Genomic DNA, 15596 nt, shown 5'->3' on the forward strand with positions numbered 1-15596 from the left:
GGTGGGGACGGGGGTGGGGCGGGGGGCCGGATCCGGGCGGTGCCCGCGGCCCGTCCGGATCAGGCCTGCGCCGGAGCCCGGCGGTCGGTGATCAGGTCCATGGGGTGGGGTGCGTCCGGCGCCGAGCCGGGCGCCCCGGCCAGCAGGCGGCGCAGCACCGCGGCCCTGCGGGGACCCTCGATGCCGAAGCCCGCCGCGAACCGGGCGTCGGCCGGGCCCTTGACGTCGAGGAGGCGGACCACGACGTCGTCCCGCTGGAAGATGCTGCTGCTCAGCACCGGGGACGTGGGGACCTTCGCGGCCGCCTCGTCCTGGCGGGCCAGGAAGCGGGCGACGAGCGGCCCGCAGCCCGCCTTCGCCGGGTAGTACAGCGCGTGCCGCGTCACCTCGTCGGGCTGCGGCCCGTGCGCGGCGACGTGGTGGACCGCAGGCAGGGCCGCCCGCATGAAGAACATCCGCGCCGACTCCGGGTCGGACAGGTCCCGGTCCTGCTCCAGGTACGGGTTGATGGCCTCTTCGACGGCCCGCACCTCGGGCTGCTCCGACACGTGCCGCAGCGCCGCCGTCAGGTCGCCCTGGACCTCCACGGCCCGGACCACCCGGTTGCCGTGCATGAACAGGGAGGTGCGGCAGAGCCGGGTGTGGTCGTCGACGCGGGCCGCCGGGGAGGCGTACGAGGACAGGATCCGGGCGACCTCGGCCTCGCTGCCCGGCTTGACCGTGAACGTCAGCGCGTGCCGCACGACGCCCTCCCCGAGCCGGGGCGCGCCCTGGAGCCGGCCGCGCGACGCCCGCTGGGGGGCCTCGTACCGCTTTCCGGTCTCCCGCAGCACGGTGAAGGTCAGCGGCCGCATCGACCGGGCGCAGGCGCCCAGCGGCCGGACCTGCTCGGCGTGCTCCTCGCTGTTCACCCACGCGAGGTACTGCGGCGCGCTCTCCCACTCGCTGGTGATCAGCCACTGTGAGGGGTTCGCGAAGGACTGGCAGAGCTGGTCGCCCAGGTGCCCGGGGACCGAGGCGATGTCGTGCCGCAGCTGCTCGTAGGCGTCGAAGAACCGCTGCTGGGCGCCCTCGTGGAGGTCCATCAGCAGGACGACCCGCAGCATGGAGCCGTCGAACGCGGACTGCGACACCCGTTCGGACAGGGTGGTTGTCATCTGCTCACTCCTTCGTGAGGGCCTGGGACCGGCGCGCGCGATGCGATGCGTCGTCGGCGGCGACTGCCGGGGGCTCGGGCCCTGCGGGCCCCGCGGGCCTGCGCGGTCCGGGAACGGCGGACGCTGTGGCCCAAGTGGGGCCGCCGCTGTCGCTCATCGTCATCCGGCCGGGTACGGATCGCTACATCTCCGGATCAAGCGGGTGACAAGACGCGACTCGCCAAGGCAGGAACGCTGATCGGGGGCATAAGGCGTCCACTGCCCCCCATACGAAACAGGAGCCCGCAGCCGATGGAAGAACATGCCGATGTCCGCGTACCGGTCCTCGTCGTGGGCGGTTCCCTCGTAGGCCTCTCCACCTCGCTGTTCCTGAGCCGCCACGGCATCGGGCACATGGTGGTCGAGAAGCACGCCGGGACCTCCGTCCACCCGCGCGGACGGGGCATCAACGCCCGGACGATGGAACTGTTCCGGACGGCGGGCGTCGAACCCGCCATCCGCAAGGAGGCCTCCGCCCTGGAGGCCAACCAGGGCATCCTGCAGACGCAGGCCCTCATCGGCGGCGAGCACAAGTGGCTCATCAAGGCGGTCGACCCCACCGGGGCGCTCGCCCGCTTCAGCCCCACCGGCTGGTGCCTGTGCAGCCAGAACAACATCGAGCCGGTGCTGGCGGCACAGAGCCGCGCCCAGGGCGCCGACGTGAGGTTCTCCACCGAACTGATGAGTTTCGACCAGGACGCCACGGGCGTGACCGCCCTGGTGAAGGACCGTGAGACCGGGGAGCACCTCACCGTCCGCGCCGACTTCCTCATCGCCGCGGACGGCCCGCGCAGCCCCGTCCGCGAGGCGCTGGGCATCCGCCAGACGGGCAACGGCGAGCTGTTCCACAACGTGAGCATCGTCTTCCGCTCCGAGCGCCTCGCCGAGGCCCTGGGCGACCTGCGCTTCATCGTCTGCTACCTGATGCGGCCGGGCGCGGACGGGGCGCTGCTGCCGGTCGACAACGAGACCCAGTGGGTCTTCCACGCCCCCTGGCACCCGGAGACGGGCGAGACGCTGGAGGACTTCACCGAGGAACGCTGCACCGCGCAGATCCGCGAGGCCATCGGCGTGCCCGACCTCGACGTGGAGATCGGCGGCAAGGCCCCCTGGCACGCCGCGGAACGGGTCGCCGAGCAGTACGCGGTCGGCCGGGTCTTCGTGGTGGGCGACGCGGCCCACGAGATGTCCCCGACCGGGGCGTTCGGCTCCAACACCGGTATCCAGGACGCGCACAACCTCGCCTGGAAGATCGCCGCGGTGCTGAACGGCTCCGCCGGCCCCCGCCTGCTGGACAGCTACGAGGAGGAGCGCCTCCCCGTCGCCCGCGCCACCAGCGAGCGCGCCTCCGCCCGTTCGGCCGAGCACAGCCACCCCGGCTACGTGCCGCCGCCCACCATGGGCGGCGGTCCCGGCAGCGGGGTCCTCACCACGGCCATGGGCTACTGCTACCCGCGCGGCGCCGTCCTCGGCGGCGACCCGTCCCGGCCCGTCATCCCGGAGGACATGCGCCTCAGGGGCGACGTCGGTACCCGGGCGCCGCACATGTGGCTCACCCGGGCCGGCGAGCGGATCTCCACGCTGGACCTGTACGAGCGTTCGTTCGTGCTGCTGAGCGCCCCGGGCACGCCCTGGCGGGAGGCGGCCCGGCAGGCCGCGCGGGAGACGGGCGCGCTCCTGGACGCCTACACCGTCGGCTCCGCACCGGACGCCGACCTGGTCCAGCCGGACGGCGCCGACTGGGCGGAGCTGCACGAGCTGCCCGCCGACGGCGCCGTCCTCGTACGCCCGGACGGATTCGTGGCGTGGCGCGCGGAGGGCCTCCCGGCCGATCCGCGGGGCGAGCTGACGGACGCCCTCAAGCGGCTGCTGCGCCGCGTCTGAGGGCGGTTGCGGGCCGGTCCGGCGGCAGGCGGTGCCGGGCCGGCTCACCGGCACGCCCAGCACCCCGCCCAGCACCCGTGGCCGGCGGCCCGGGGACGCGGGCGGTGGTGCGCGCGCCGGCCCGGCCGGGGCCGCGGCTGTGCGGCCCGGCCCGTGAGGCAGGCGACCACCACCGCGATCGCGGCCAGTTCCTCCGGCTCGGCGGTGCCCCGGTGCACCCGGAGCAGGCTGGCTATGGAGACGTCGCTTCCCATCGGTACGGCCTCTCGTCGGGAGACCCCCCTGACCGCTCCGGCCCCGCGGGGGCGGAGCGGCCGCGTGCTGACGACGCTACGAGGCCCCCGACGGCGTGTCGTGCGGGAAAGCCCCGTCCACACCCATCCGGGCGACCCGCCCGCGGGCACCGGGACATGGAGCGGGAAAGGCCACTACCGCCGCCCCAGCTTCACCCACTTGGCCGTACTGGGCACCCCGCGCCCGTCGAGCAGGAACAGCATGTAGTACCCGGGCGGAGCGTCCGCCGCCGTCGGCGGGGTCCGCAGGGCGAGGGTGTCCCCGCGCACCGCGGTGATCGGCAGCTCCAGGTGCCGCTGGCTGGTGTTCACCGCGTGGGTGACCGTGGTCGGGGCCAGCAGCACGGCCCGCCGGACGGCGGAGGCGGTGGAGCTGCGCACCTCGAAGGCGGCGCCGTGGGCGAGTTCGCCGCGCGGTGCCCGGTCGAGCGCGGGCCGGGCGCCCCGGTGCAGGTAGGGGGGCTCGTAGAGCTCGATGCTGCCGTCCATCGAGTCACGGATGTCGGGGTCGTTGGCGATCTGCTGGAGTTCGTCGCCGGTCACCATCACCCGCCCGTCGGGCAGCACCAGCGCGTTGGAGTGGTAGCCGCGGGGCAGCCGCTGCGCCGGGCCGAGCCGCCAGTGGCCGGCGGCGTCGCGCAGCTCGGTGTGGCGGTACTTGAGGTCGGCCTCGGGGTTGAAGGGGCCGTGGCCGTAGTCGCGGGTGTCCAGGGCTCCGTTGACGGTGAGCAGGGTGGCGTCGGGAAGGATCAGGGTGTCGTCCTGGGTGCGGCCGAAGGCCCGGGGCTCCTCGGTGGTCCACCGCCCGCCCGCGAGCCGGTAGGTGTGGGGGTCGTGCGGGTCTCCGCCGAGCACCAGCACGGAGTCCGGGCCGCGCAGCCCCGCCGGCAGCGGCACGGCGGAGCCGTAGCCGCGGAAGTCCGCCGGGCGCCGGGGCAGGTCGCTGCGGGTCTCCCTGACCGGGTCGAAGAGCCACTGCTGGTCGGCGTCCCGGCCCAGCCCGTAGATCATGCCGTCCCGCAGCGAGAACAGGTGCGGGTAGTCGTTGCGGAAGGGGGCGTCCGCCCGGAACCGGTCGACCGCGACGCCCAGCGGGATGTCGTACGGGCGCCAGGGCACCCGCAGCCCCTTCGCGGGGAACCGCTCCACCACCGGGGTGGGGGTGCCCGTACCGCGCTCGGACTGGCCGGACATGATGAACTGGCGGCCGTCGGCGCCGGTGACAGCGGAGGGGTACCAGCGGCCCACCGACATGTCCCGGTTGCGGTACCAGTGCTCGGTCCACGGGTCGAAGACGAAGGAGAGCTTCGCGCCGCTGCCGCCCTTGCCGCCGGAGTTGCCGCCGAAGACCGCGAGCATGCCGTTGGGCAGGAACGCGTGCCCGGCGCAGAAGAACGGCGCGGGGCGCGGGACGTACGTACCGTCCGGCATCAGCACGGTCGGCGGCCGGACCTCCTTGAAGGCGCGGGCGCCGGTGCCCCTGGCCGGGTCCCAGAGGAAGGCGCGGCCCGCGTTGGTCGGGCCGATCCGGTCGGTCGGGCCGGTCTCCTTGGTGGGGTCGACCTCGACGCGTTCGAAGGAGAAGAGCAGCACCTTGCCGGTCGGCAGCTGGGCCAGGTGCACCCCGAAGTCGGGGGAGGGGAAGAAGTCGGTGAACCGGCCCGACTCCTGCGGCCGGAAGGCCCGGTTCGCCAGCTCCTGTGACGCGGTCAGCGCGGCCAGGCCGGCGGTGCGGGTGGCCTGCGGGTAGTCGGTGCCGCGGGCGGCCCGGCGCCGCTCGGCGTGCGCCCGCGCGTGCTCCTGACCGATCAGGGCGGCCTCGCCGGCCTCCGTGTCCGACTGGTCGTGGGCCGGAGCGGCCGCGACGGCCGGCTGGGACAGGAGGACGGCTGCGGCCAGCACGGCGGCCACGGCGGCGGATCGGTGTGCCGACCGGTGTGCCGACCGGTGTGCTGCTCGGGACATGCGACTCCTCGGTGTGCGACGACCGCAGGGACGGGAGGGACGCCATGCTAGAAGATCACATGCATATCACCTCATATGACGCGGACCCGCTGCCTCGTACGGGTGCGCGGCGGCGCGGTGCCGGCGGCGGTAGGAGAGGGTGAGGGCGCCGAGCAGCGGGCCCCAGGCGGCGAGCGGCAGGTAGAGGAACCCGATCAGCGTGGCGCCCGTGGCGGTCAGGTCGGGGTGCGGGACGAGCCACCAGAAGGCGAACGGCGTCCACACGAGGGTCAGGACGACGGCGCACGCCCCCGCCGCGGCCACCACCCGGCCCGGCGCCGGCCGGCGCCCTCCCACCAGCGGCACCCGGCGCGGGAGCTCCGCCCCCCAGGGGCGCACCAGCCCGAGCGCGAGCAGCGCGAGCACCTCGCCGGCCACGCTGAGCAGGACGACGTACACCCGGCCCCAGCCGGGCAGCCCGGCTGCCGCGTAGCCGGCTTCGGTGTAGCCCGCGAGGAATCCGGCGGCGAGGAACAGCCGCCAGACGCCGGTCGGCAGGGTGAGCAGCGCGGTGACGTGCGCGGCCCGCACGGCCCAGCGGGGCGGGGCGGGGGTGGCGGGAACGGCGGGCGCCGAGGGAACGGCGGCGGTGGAGCCGGTGCTGGTCATGTCCACCATGCTGTCGGCCCCCGCCGGTCCCGGCGTCGGCCCCGGGAAGGGGCCGCAGGACCGCACTCGGCAGGACTCCCGCGTACCCGCCTCCCCCGCCCGGGGGAGGGGCCGTCCGCCCGCAGGCAGTCCCACGCGCACGAAAAACGCCCCGGACGAATTGACGTCCGGGGCGTGCTCCTGCGTATATTCAATAGTTCACGCCCTCGAAAAAAGGAGGGCATGACGAAGCTTTACGGGGACATCGTATCGCGCAGGGAGTGGAATTGTCAAACGCCGAATTTCAGAGCGAGCAGGAATTCATCAGCATGCTCTACGCGCGGCTCGAAGACCTCCGGGACCAGGCCGAACGGGCCGTTCGGGGCGCCCTGGGGGAGGGCGGCACCGGCTTTCAGGCGCGCCTGGAAAGGGACGTCCTGGTCGCCGAGCAGTCCGGGCTGCTTTCCGCCCTGAACTCCGCCGAGCACGGCCTGTGTTTCGGCCGGCTCGAGTTCTCCGACGGCCGCGACCACCACATCGGCCGTATCGGCATCAGACAGGACGACGCCGAACGCACCCCGCTCGTCCTCGACTGGCGCGCCGAAGTGGCCCGCCCGTTCTACCTCGCGACCGGGCACGTCCCCATGGGCCTGCGCCGCCGGCGCCACATCACCACCGAGGGACGCCGGGTCACCGCCCTGCACGACGAGATCCTCGACCTCGCCGACACCGAGCGCACCGGGTACGAGGGCGCCGACGCGGACGCCGTGCTGCTCGCCGCGCTCGACGCCGCCCGCACCGGCCGCATGCACGACATCGTGCGGACCATCCAGGCCGACCAGGACCGCGTCATCCGCTCCCCGCACCAGGGCGTCCTCGTCGTGGAGGGCGGCCCCGGCACCGGGAAGACCGCCGTCGCCCTGCACCGCGCCGCCTTCCTCCTCTACGCCCACCGCGAGCTGCTCGCCCGGCGGGGCGTGCTGATCGTCGGCCCCAACCCCGCCTTCCTCGGCTACATCGGCGAGGTGCTGCCCGCCCTCGGCGAGACCGGGGTGCTCCTGGCCTCCCCCGGCGACCTGTACCCGGGGCTGCGCGCCACCGGCACCGACCGCCCCGGCGCCGCCGCCGTCAAGGGCCGCGCCGGCATGGCCGAGGTCCTGGCCCAGGTCGTCGCCGACCGCCAGACGCTGCCCGAGGCGGTCCCCGCCGGCAGCGGGGAGGACAGCGCCGTGGTCCCCGAACCAGCACTGGAGATCGACCACGACGACTACGGCACGCTCCTGCTCGACCGGACCATGGCGCACGCGGCCCGCGACCGGGCCCGCGCCACCGCCCTGCCCCACAACCCGGCCCGCCCCTACTTCGCCTTCGCCGTCGTCGACGCCCTCACCGAGCAGCTGGCCGACCGGCTCGGCGCCGACCCCTACGGCGGCCCCAACCTCCTCGGCCCGGACGACGTCGCGCAGCTCGGCAAGGAGATCGCGACCAGCCCCGCGGTGCACGCCGCCATCGACACCCTCTGGCCGCGCCTGACCCCCGAGCAGCTGGTCGCCGACTTCCTCGCCGACCCCTCCCACCTCCCGGCGCGGGACGCCGAGCTGATCCGCCGCACCTCCGGCGACTGGACCCCGGCCGACGTCCCGCTCCTCGACGAGGCCGCCGAACTCCTCGGCGTGGACGACAGCGCGGAGCGGGCGGCGGCCGAGCGCGACCGGCTGGAGCGCATCGCCTACGCCCAGGGCGTCCTCGACCTGTCGGCGGGCTCGGAGTCCTACGAGTTCGAGGACATGGAGAACGAGTACCTCGCGGCCCACGACATCATCGACGCCGAGCGGATGGCGGAGCGGCAGGAGGAGACCGACCACCGCACCACCGCCGAACGCGCCGCCGCCGACCGGACCTGGGCCTTCGGCCACGTCATCGTCGACGAGGCGCAGGAGCTGTCCGAGATGGCCTGGCGGCTGCTGATGCGCCGCTGCCCGACCCGCTCCATGACCCTGGTCGGCGACCCGGCGCAGACCGGCGAGGAGGCCGGCTGCGGCTCGTGGAAGCAGATCCTCGACCCGTACGTCGGCGACCGCTGGGAACACGTACGGCTCGGCGTCAACTACCGCACGCCGGCGGAGATCATGGAGCTGGCGGCCGCAGTGCTGCGCGCCCACCGGCCCGGCTTCGAACCGCCGCGCTCGGTGCGCTCCACCGGCGTACGGCCCTGGGTGCGGGCGGCGCCCGACCTCGCCGGCGCGGTCGCCGAGGCGGTGCGCGAGGGCGCCCCGGCCGAGGGCCGGCTCGCGGTGATCGCCCCGCGCCCGCTGCACCCGGCCCTGGCCGCCGCGCTGCCCGGCGTACGGCCGGGGCAGGAGCCGGACCTGACCCGGCCCGTGGTCCTGCTGGACCCGCGCCAGGCCAAGGGGCTGGAGTTCGACACGGTGATCGTGGCCGAGCCCGCGGACCTCGAACCGAGCGACCTGTACGTCGCGCTCACCCGCGCCACCCAGCACCTCGGGGTGGTGCACACCGGCCGCCTCCCCGAAGGACTGCGCGACTGACGGACGCGGCCCGCGGCACCCGCCCGCCGGACCGGAACCCGGCCGCCCTCCGCCCGGCGGACCGGAATCCGGCTCTCCGCCCGGACTTGGCGGCGGGCCGGAATCCGGTGCCATCCGCCCGGGGTAGGAGACCGGCCATTCGCGCGCAGGAGTGGCCGGATTCGCCCGTCTCCGGGCGGCTTTGCCCGTCGTAGTGTGACCGGATGCCTGTAGTTGACATCAGTTCCAGCGCTCCCGACTTCGACTCCGATCCCCACTCCTTCTACGCGTCGCTGCGCGCGGCCGGGCCGGTGCACCAGGTCAGGGGCGTCACGCCCGGGGAGGATCCGTACTGGATCGTCGTCGGGTACGAGGAGGCCCGCCAGGCCCTCACCCACCCGGACCTGCTGAAGGACTGGCGTACCTCCGGGCTGTATCCGGACATCGAGCCCAGCGCCTCCAACGCCAACATGCTGGAGTCCGACCCGCCCCACCACACCCGCCTGCGCCGCCTGGTGGCCCGGGAGTTCACCGCCCGCCGGGTGGAGGCGATGCGCCCCCGCGTCCAGCAGGTCACCGACGAGCTGCTGGACGCGATGGCCGCCCGCCCCGCGCGCACCGCCGACCTGATCGAGGCCCTCGCCTTCCCGCTGCCGATGACGGTCATCTGCGAGCTCCTCGGCGTCCCGGACCTCGACCGCGAACGCTTCCGCCGCTGGTCCAACGACATCGTGGCGCCCCGCCCCGAGGCCACGAACGCCGACGCGCACGTCCAGCTCAGCCTCTACCTCACGGAACTCCTCGCGGCCAAGGCCGAGTCGCCCGGCGACGACCTGCTCAGCGCGCTGATCCGCACCCGCGACGAGGACGGCGACTCGCTGTCCCCCGACGAGCTGATCGGCATGGCCTTCCTCCTCCTCGTCGCCGGCCACGAGACCACCGTCAACCTCATCTCCAACGGCGTACGGGCCCTGCTGGCGCACCCGGACCAACTGGCCGCGCTCCGCGCCGACTACGACGGGCTGCTGGGCGGCGCCGTGGAGGAGATGCTCCGTTACGACGGGCCCGTGCAGAACGCCACCTACCGCTACGCGGCCAAGGACGTGGAGCTCGGCGGCGTCCTCATCCCCGCCGGGTCGGTCGTGCTCGCCTCCCTCTCCGGCGCGGGCCGCGACCCGGGCCGCTTCGCCGAGCCCGACGTGTTCGACATCCGCCGCGCCCCCGGAGGGCACCTCGCCTTCGGGCACGGGCTGCACTTCTGCATCGGCGCCCCGCTGGCCCGCATGGAGGGCCGGATCGCGCTCCGGAGCCTGCTGGAACGCTTCCCCGACCTGGAGCGGGACCCGGCCGGCGGCCCCCTGGAGTGGATCCCGGGCAGCCTGATGCACGGGGTGAGCCGGCTGCCGGTGCGCTGGTAGCGGCCGCCCCCGCCGGGCGGCGCGCGCCGTGCCGCCGCCCGGCCCGGGCGAATTCCGCCTGCTGGTCCGCGTTTTGGATTGGTGCCCGATCCTCAATACGATCCGGCGATGATCACAACAAAACGGCTGGCGGCAGGGGCCTGCGGCCTGTTCGTCGCCGTGACCGCGGGACTCTTCCCGCCCACCGCAGCCGCCGCCGACGGGCCGGCGAAGGAACCGCCCAAGGTCGAGCTCGTCCTCGACGTCAGCGGCTCGATGCGCGCGACCGACATCGACGGCCAGTCCCGGATGGCCGCCGCCAAGCAGGCCTTCAACGAGGTGCTCGACGCGGTCCCCGACGAAGTCCGCCTGGGCATAAGGACCCTGGGCGCCACCTACCCCGGTGAGGACAGGGCGCTCGGCTGCAAGGACACCAAGCAGCTCTACCCCGTCGGCACGGTGAACCGTACGGAGGCCAAGACCGCCGTCGCCACCCTCGCCCCCACCGGGTGGACGCCCATCGGGCCGGCCCTCCAGGCCGCCGCCCAGGACCTGGACGGCGGCAACGCCACCCGCCGGATCGTCCTCATCACCGACGGCGAGGACACCTGCGCCCCCCTCGACCCCTGCGAGGTGGCCCGCGACATCGCGGCCAAGGGCATCCACCTCGTCGTGGACACCCTCGGACTGGTCCCCGACGCCAAGACCCGCGCCCAGCTCACCTGCATCGCGGAGGCCACCGGGGGCACCTACACCTCGGTGACGCACACCGCCGAACTCTCCGGCAGGGTCAGACAGCTGGTCGACCGGGCCGCCGACCCGGTCGCCACCCCGGTGGCGACCGAGGGCGCCAAGCAGTGCGAGGGCGCCCCGCTGCTGAAGGCCGGCCTCTACAGCGACCGCGAGACCTTCGGCGAACACCGCTGGTACCGGGTCGAGGTACGCCCCGGGCAGGAGCTGCGGGCCTCGGTCAGCATCGGCTCCGACCGGGCCGTCAACAACGACTACGGGGTACTGCTGCGCGCGACCACCGTCCACGGGCGGGAGATCGTGCGCGGCTCCGAGGCCGGGGACGGCCGTACCGACGTGATCTCCACCGGCCTGCGGTACCCGAAGGCCGAACTCGACGGGGACGCCGCCGAGATCCCGGAGACCGTCTGCCTCCAGGTCAGCAACTCCTTCTCCGCCGGCCCGGCCGTCAAGACCGCGCCGGGGATGCCCGTCGAGCTGACCGTCGACCTGGTCGACGGCCCCGACGAGGGCTCCGACGTGGCCTCCTTCGGCCTCGGGCGGGGCTGGTGGCTGATCGGCCTGCTGGTGCTCACGGGCCTGCTGACCGGTCTGGTCTGGGGCTGGATCTCGCGCTGGCGCATCTCCGTCTGGAGGACCAACTGATGCGTACCGTACGCACCCTCGCCGCCGGCCTGTTGGCGGGAGCCGCGCTCCTGGCACCGGCCGCCGCCGCCACCGCCGCCCCGAGCCCCACCCCGAGCACGGGCCAGGGCACCGGCAAGGACGGCCGGGCCCCGACCGAGGCCGGTACGGGCTTCCGCACCGCCGCCCTGTTCCGGCCCGGGCAGAAGGCCACGGCCTCCGCGGCCACCGGCGACTACCTCTACTGGGCGTTCCCCGCCGACACCGGCCAGCGCGCCACCGTCCGGGCCGCGGTGACGCTCCCGCAGAGCGCCGCCCGGCACGGGGCGCAGACCTGGCGGCTCGACGTGTACGACGGCCTGCGCCGCCGCCAGCCCTGCGCCTACGGGAAGCAGAGCGCGGTGGCGGCCAGGGAGGCCGCCACCGTCGAGCTCTCCTGCACCCTGCGCACCGTCCGCTCGGGGGCGGAGGCGTGGTCCAACGACCCGCTGCCGGGCAGCTACTACGTCCGCCTGACCGTCGCCGGGGTGCACGAGGAGGACCTCGGGCTGCCGGTACGGGCGCAGGTGGAGGCCGCGATGACGGAGACGGGCGGGGCCGGGGCCGTGGACGCGGCCTTGGCCGAGCCCCTGGTCCCGGGCATCTCCGGCGCCTCGGAGTCGCAGCGCGAGGCGCGCGCCCCGGAGGGCGGCTGGTCCGGCGGCTGGTGGTCCGACCGCTGGCTGTGGATGGCCGCGGGCGGGGTGCTGGCGGCCCTCGCCGGCGTCTACGGCCACTCCCTCACCCGCGGCTCGGGCCGCCCCTCCCGGCCGCAGGCGTGAGCGGGTGCCGCCGCGCCCGAGGGGGTGCGGCGGCACCGTGCCGGGCGATCATCCGGCCACGGAGCGTGGGCTATGTTGGAAGGAGAGTGACGTGAGAAGGAGGCCGCCGGTGTCATCGGGGCAGCAGGCACGCGCGCAGGCGGCCGCGATCAAGCCCGGCGGGACCCCGCCGGAGCAGGAGAGGCCGCCGGCCGAGCGGCTCCTCGCGCTCTTCGACGGCCACCGCCTCTCCCCGGGCCAGCGGCGGATCGCCCAGTACCTGATCGACCACCTCACCGAGGCGGCCTTCCTGTCCATCACCGAGCTCGCGGAGCGCGTCGGCGTCAGCCAGCCGTCCGTCACCCGGTTCGCCTCCTCGCTCGGCTTCAGCGGCTACCCGGCCCTGCGCGACGTGCTCCAGCCGATCGCGCTGTCGGCGGTGGCGGGCACCCCGGACACCCGGGAGCAGATCCGGCGCAACGAACTCCAGGCCGCGGTCGACGCCGAGATCGAGAACCTGGAGCACGTGCGCCGGCTCCTCGCCGACACCAACCAGGTGCTGGACATCGGCCGCGAGCTGGCCGGCTCCGTCCCGCTGACCGTGCTGGGCCTGCGGATCTCGGTCTCCCTGGCGGAGTACTTCGCGTACGCGGCCCGCCGCATCCACCCCGACGTGCGCCTCGTGACCCGCGGCGGCAGCGTGGCCTACGACGCCCTGCTCCAGTGCCGGGCCGCGGGCGGCACCTGGGTGCTCGCCTTCGCCATGCCCCGGCACGCCAACGAGACCCTGGCCGCACTGCGCGCGGCCCGCAGCACGGGGCTGCGCGTCGTCCTGATCACGGACCCGACCGTGGGCCCCTTGGTGGAGGCGGCGGACGTGGTGCTGACCGCCGGCACCGGTTCCCGGCTCGTCTTCGACTCGTACGCGGCCCCCGGCATGCTGTCGGCCGCCCTGCTCCAGGCGATGGCCGACGCGGACCCGGAGCGGACCCAGGCGCGGCTCGAACAGTACGAGCAGGTCGCCGACCAGCACGGTTTCTTCATGTAGGGGCTGGTTCCACCCGGTCTCGACCCCCGGTTCCACCGGTCTCCCACCCGCACGCCGAAGCGGGATATTCAGAGCCAGGGCATGCATGAAATTTTTCATACTCTTGCTTACTCGACGGTATATATGTTTACTGACGGCGGCGCTCCGGATCCCTCAGACGCCAAAGGCGGACGCTCCCCACGTCCGCCTCGAACGGACACCCAGTACGCCGAACCTCCTCACGGCGGGACCGGGTGCCCAGTCAGGGCTTGTGGATCCCCCGGAGGAGCGCCCCTGGCGGCCTCGGCCAACCCCTGGGCCGAGGCCGCCCACAGCAGTGTCTCGATCAGAGTTCGACACCCCTCGGAAGTGACGAGAATGCCCCAGACGGCCACCCTCACGCGCAGCCCGGACTGGCCCCTTCAGGTCAAGGCGCCCGGCACGCACGACTGGGAGCGCACCGCCACCCGCTGGCTGCGGGACCTCCTCCCGGCCCGCTACGGCGGCTACCTGACGCTGACCCGCCACCACGCCCTCCTGGCCCGGCACGTGCAGCTCCAGCTCCAGCACGAGATGCGCGCGGTCCGCGTCGCCCTGCACACCAGCCGGGCCGACCTGCCGACGATGGGAGTGGCCGAGTCGGTCATCGAGAACACCATCCGGATGTACGCCATCGAGCTCGAACAGCTGGGCCGCCTCGCCCGCGGCGCCCGTCTCGTCTCCGAGGCGCTCCTGGGCAGCGCCGCCCCGGGCCAGCGCAGGCGCTGACCCGGGACGCCGTCCGCCGCCGCCGTCCGCTCAGGCCTGGCAGAGGCCGCGCGCGTAGTCGTACGTGGCCGTCGCCCGGGAGTACGTCCACTGCGGAGCCAGCAGGGAGTCCTTCAGCTGGTTCGCGGCCGCCGGGCTCTCCACGACGTAGCCGAAGTCCTGGAGCCAGGACGGGTAGAGGTTCTTCGAGCCGATGTAGAAGGCCGCGTCGTCCACCGAGACCAGCTTGTGGTGCTGGGCGTACGGCTTGCCGTCCGCCCACGCGGCCCTGTCCGACGCCCGGAAGGTCGCCAGTTGCAGGCTCTGGCACATCGCGGCCTTCGCCTTCCCCTCGTCACCGGCCAGGACCGTCAGACGGCCGCGCAGCGCGTCGCTCACCTCGGACAGCGACTTGATCTGCGAGTAGCCGTCGCTGCCGACCGCGCCCCGGTTCGCCGGGTCGCTGACGACGATGCGGACCTTCACCCCGGCCAGCAGCTTCGCGGCGAGCGTGTCGTACAGGCGGACGTCGTAGCGGGGGAGCGGCGGGCAGGTCGCGTTCAGGTCCTGCTGGGAGATCTCGACGTGGCTCTTCGCGCTCGCGACCAGCGCGCGCAGGGCGCTCTCCTCCGGGTTGACGGTGTCGTAGTCCCGGTCGGCGTTGGTGTTGTCGTGGACGCCGATGCCGCACTTGGTGTCGGGGGCCGTCGGCAGCACCGGCCTGAACGCCGAGGCGGGGTCGGACTGGCGGATGCCCACGCCGAGACCGCCGACCGCCAGCGCGGGGACGTCCCCGCCGCCGGCCGGAGCGGCCGGCCGGGGCAGCGTGGGCAGGCAGCCGGCGCCGTTGGAGGAGGCGAACCAGACGCTGCTCCAGCTGCTCTTGTTGCGGCAGGTCCAGTCCCACAGCGTGTCCAGGTAGCGGCCGGCGGAGCCCGCCGCCGGACCGGACAGCGCGAGGTCGACGTCGTTCACCGGGTGCGCGGTGTCGAGGTAGTCGTCCTTCCAGCTGTTGATGCCGCCGGTGATCACCGAACCCCCGTCCACCACCACCAGCTTGGAGTGGTTCCAGGAGAAGCCGGTCTTCGAGGTGGTCATCGAAGCCACGTTGAGGGTGACGTTCGCGGCCGCCGGCCCCAGCTTGGCCACCATCTCGTCGCGGTACGAGGACGGGATCACGTTGGCGTGGTAGATCGGCGCGGCGCCGACCAGGATGCGGACCTGGAGGCGGTTGCCCTTCTGCACGGCCTCCTTGAGGCCGGCGACGATCGCGTCCTGGAAACCGCCGTTGGGGAAGGGGGCCAGGGTGGAGATGTCCACGCTCTCGCGGGCCCCGGCGATGTCCTGCCGCGTCTTGTCCAGCAGGCGGCGCGACCCCGGGCGCTCGGTGCAGGCCGGGTCGCCCCAGCAGCCGGGCGTCTGGAGCAGCCAGTCGGAGCCGCCCGGCGCGGAGGAGCCGAGGCGGTTGCCGGCCGTGCGCTCCCACACCGAGCCCTCGAGGCCGGGGGAGACCTGGCGCAGCGTCTGCTCCACGGAGTCCAGGTGCGGGGTGGGCGCCTCGGCGAACGCCGGCGCGGCCGGCAGCAGGGCGAAGGAGAGGGTGAGCGTGAGGGCCGTCGTGCGGACGGTGCGTGCCAATGTGGTTCCTTGGTACTGGGGGGGTGGCTCCGGCCGGGCGGCACCGCGGAGCGGGCCCCGGCCTTGATCAACTCGCGCAAGTTACCAGCCCGTAAGCCCTCGTTCACCCGACCGGGGTCG

The 15596-nt window shown here is 74.1% G+C and carries 12 protein-coding genes; 7 read left to right on the plus strand and 5 right to left on the minus strand.

All coding sequences use genetic code 11. The features are described from left to right. Nucleotides 1-59: 59 nt before the first annotated feature. Nucleotides 60-1157, minus strand: coding sequence for a SchA/CurD-like domain-containing protein (locus ACZ501_RS16985; protein WP_361610093.1), 1098 nt, complete (start codon nucleotides 1155-1157; stop codon nucleotides 60-62). Between the two features lie 291 nt (nucleotides 1158-1448). Here ACZ501_RS16985 and ACZ501_RS16990 point away from each other — a divergent pair, with 291 nt between their 5' ends. Then, complete coding sequence (locus tag ACZ501_RS16990) at nucleotides 1449-3080, plus strand: FAD-dependent oxidoreductase (protein ID WP_468796205.1); 1632 nt, start codon at nucleotides 1449-1451, stop codon at nucleotides 3078-3080. Nucleotides 3081-3124: 44 nt separating this feature from the next. On the opposite strand, the gene ACZ501_RS16995 is transcribed toward ACZ501_RS16990, so the two are convergent. From ACZ501_RS16995 to ACZ501_RS17005, 3 genes are all read right to left on the minus strand, one after another. Continuing rightward, entirely contained in the window at nucleotides 3125-3334 is a 210-nt protein-coding gene (locus tag ACZ501_RS16995; RefSeq protein ID WP_361608137.1) for an acyl-CoA carboxylase subunit epsilon, read from the minus strand. Nucleotides 3335-3508: 174 nt separating this feature from the next. Beyond that, nucleotides 3509-5338, minus strand: coding sequence for a galactose oxidase-like domain-containing protein (locus ACZ501_RS17000; RefSeq protein ID WP_468796207.1), 1830 nt, complete (start codon nucleotides 5336-5338; stop codon nucleotides 3509-3511). Nucleotides 5339-5404: 66 nt separating this feature from the next. Continuing rightward, nucleotides 5405-5986 carry a hypothetical protein gene (locus ACZ501_RS17005; RefSeq protein WP_468796209.1) on the minus strand — a complete coding sequence of 194 codons (582 nt, stop codon included), beginning with the start codon at nucleotides 5984-5986 and terminating at the stop codon, nucleotides 5405-5407. Between the two features lie 308 nt (nucleotides 5987-6294). Here ACZ501_RS17005 and ACZ501_RS17010 point away from each other — a divergent pair, with 308 nt between their 5' ends. From ACZ501_RS17010 to ACZ501_RS17035, 6 genes are all read left to right on the plus strand, one after another. Then, complete coding sequence (locus tag ACZ501_RS17010) at nucleotides 6295-8514, plus strand: HelD family protein (protein WP_468796628.1); 2220 nt, start codon at nucleotides 6295-6297, stop codon at nucleotides 8512-8514. A gap of 203 nt (nucleotides 8515-8717) precedes the next feature. Then, nucleotides 8718-9911 carry a cytochrome P450 family protein gene (locus tag ACZ501_RS17015; RefSeq protein WP_468796211.1) on the plus strand — a complete coding sequence of 398 codons (1194 nt, stop codon included), beginning with the start codon at nucleotides 8718-8720 and terminating at the stop codon, nucleotides 9909-9911. A 108-nt stretch (nucleotides 9912-10019) separates the two neighbouring features. After that, on the plus strand, nucleotides 10020-11285 hold the full coding sequence (locus tag ACZ501_RS17020; protein ID WP_468796213.1) for a VWA domain-containing protein: 1266 nt from the start codon (nucleotides 10020-10022) through the stop codon (nucleotides 11283-11285). Continuing rightward, nucleotides 11285-12085 (plus strand): hypothetical protein, encoded by an 801-nt coding sequence (locus ACZ501_RS17025; protein WP_468796215.1) that lies wholly within the window; start codon nucleotides 11285-11287, stop codon nucleotides 12083-12085. The genes ACZ501_RS17020 and ACZ501_RS17025 overlap by 1 nt, the downstream gene beginning before the upstream one ends. A gap of 109 nt (nucleotides 12086-12194) precedes the next feature. Next, the gene (locus ACZ501_RS17030; RefSeq protein ID WP_361608155.1) at nucleotides 12195-13112 is read left to right on the plus strand and encodes a MurR/RpiR family transcriptional regulator; all 918 of its coding nucleotides are present in this window, start codon (nucleotides 12195-12197) and stop codon (nucleotides 13110-13112) included. Nucleotides 13113-13469: 357 nt separating this feature from the next. Beyond that, nucleotides 13470-13859: a hypothetical protein gene (locus ACZ501_RS17035; RefSeq protein ID WP_361608158.1), complete on the plus strand. Its 390-nt coding sequence runs from the start codon at nucleotides 13470-13472 to the stop codon at nucleotides 13857-13859. Between the two features lie 30 nt (nucleotides 13860-13889). Here ACZ501_RS17035 and ACZ501_RS17040 read toward each other — a convergent pair whose 3' ends face one another. Next, nucleotides 13890-15476 carry a phospholipase D-like domain-containing protein gene (locus tag ACZ501_RS17040; RefSeq protein ID WP_468796217.1) on the minus strand — a complete coding sequence of 529 codons (1587 nt, stop codon included), beginning with the start codon at nucleotides 15474-15476 and terminating at the stop codon, nucleotides 13890-13892. Between the last annotated feature and the right edge of the window lie 120 nt (nucleotides 15477-15596).

It is taken from the genome of Streptomyces sp. NPDC034085 (genome assembly GCF_055575555.1).